The 2054-nt window shown below is 50.2% G+C and carries 1 protein-coding gene; it reads right to left on the reverse strand.

Annotated elements, in window-relative coordinates; all coding sequences use genetic code 11:
• Positions 1–1901: InlB B-repeat-containing protein (locus BN1128_RS25840; RefSeq protein ID WP_420864919.1), on the reverse strand; the 1901-nt coding region annotated here is incomplete at its 3' end.
• Positions 1902–2054 lie beyond the last annotated feature (153 nt).

A 2054-nucleotide genomic window follows, 5' to 3' on the forward strand; every position in this document is an offset into this window, starting at 1 on the left:
TTGTCCCGCAATGTACCAAACAAATTAAGCAGCCCATTATAATCAAGGTCCGGCAGCAGGGTGTCCAGTGTGACGTCCACTGCATCCTGTCTGCCCCAGCGATTCGATGTAGCAATTACACCCATACTCTCGTACAGGGGCAACAACATGGAGCTTGGCTCTTGTTGTGAGTTAATAAGCAGAAGGGGAATACCTAATTTTTCAGCTTTTGATACTGCATCACTAATACCTTGGTATCCACCATTTCTAGGGTCATTTGAGCCAAGAATAATCAAATCAGGTTTGTACTGATCGATACAACCCATTAGCTGGTCATAATCACATGTTTTTTCTGCATTGATGGTATGTGCATCTGCAAAGTACTCATTAAGCCAAGTGCGGATCCCTTCATTTTGCGGGGCATAATAAGCATCACTTGCGCTAGGCACTTGCGCAGTAACGATAGACAGCGTTGTTGCCTTGTCATTATCCTTTGTCAGCCAGGAAATGATGTTTTTCAGCAAGGTATCCGTATCGGGTGTGGTACTGTCACCCGAGAACATACTCGATGACATCGCAACCTTTTTTCCCATCCCCTCCTCTGTTGCCACTACCAGGCCATTTATATCCCAAGGGTCAAGAATGGAATTGTCCCATAATTGATTGGTGGGCAAAATATTGTATGCTAATGAGTTTGTAATTTTAAACTTAACGGATTCATTGGGATCAATCCAAGTGAACTTACCCACGCCCGTGTACAGGGTAGTCAATAAGTTGTTACGCATGTCATGCGTGTCAATCGCGGTATCTCGAGCATACTCAATAAACTCAACGTCAGACGCGAGGGTATGGTCTTCATGGCGAATTGCATTTTCAACGTTTGTAATAAAGTTGGCGGTGATGACGCAACTGTCCGTCACCGCACTGGTGGTATACGTATTCCCCGTTAAGGTTCCATCGCAGCCTTCAACGGTATCGATAACGTGGTGTTCATCTGGAACAATGGTGAACGATGCGGTGGTTCCTTCCTCAACGGATAATGAACTTGGTGTAATGGTGCCACCTTTGCCATCAATACTGGTCGTCACTTCGTGAGTTGAATCGGACTTGGGCTCGAAACGGGCAGTCACAGCGCAGTTATTCGTCATGGCGCCTGTCGTGTAGGTGTCGCCGGTGAGGGTACCGCCACAGCCGGTTACATCAGCAATCTTGTGCGAGTCATCCGGTGTCACCGTGAGCGAGCCAGTGGCGCCCTCTTCCAGCGAAAGTGTGGGAGGGGAAATAATGCCACCTTCACCATCAACATCTGCGGTTACCGTGTAGGTTGGTTTGGATTTTGGCTTGAAAAAGGCGGTCACAGAGCAGTCCGCTGTCATAACACCGGTAGTGTAGAGGATGCCGTCAAGTGACCCCCCACAGCCAGTAACACTGGCGATGTCATATCCTTCATCAAGGTGAACAGCCAATAAAGCGATCGCTCCTGCCTTGGCCACCAAGCTGCGGGGTGATAAATGGCCACCCTCACCACTGACATAGGTCGAGACGGTATAAGACGATATAGGCGGTTGAGAAGCAGCAACGTCGTCGAACTTTGCCGTGACAGTACAATCACCGATCATCATTCCTGTCGTGTAGGTGTTTCCTGACAGGGAACCACCGCAGCCTGTAACCGCCCTAATTGTGTAGCCTTCATCGGGCGTCACGTTCAGGGAGCCGGTTGCACCTTCTTCAAGGGTCAGGGAGCCTGGCGCCAAGTGGCCTTTACCTAACACTTCGGTAGAGACGGTGTAAGAAGGTCCAGGGGGCGGCACAGGTTCGAACCGGGCGGTGATGTCGCATTTTTCCGTGACGGGCCCCGTGGTATAGGTCGAATCTCTCAGAGCACCATCGCATCCAGAAATGAAAGGCAGGAAGCCACTCATAGCCTGAACACTTACCGTGGCGGCTTTTCCATGGAGGACAATTTGTGGTTCAGATGGGCTGATTTCGCCGCCAACCTGGCCGTCACTGTTAGTCGAGACGTGCACGGTGACAGTGTGTCGTACTTCGGCATCGCCGTTGCCATCACCGCCACA

It is taken from the genome of Aeromonas piscicola (genome assembly GCF_000820005.1).
GTDB lineage: Bacteria > Pseudomonadota > Gammaproteobacteria > Enterobacterales > Aeromonadaceae > Aeromonas > Aeromonas piscicola.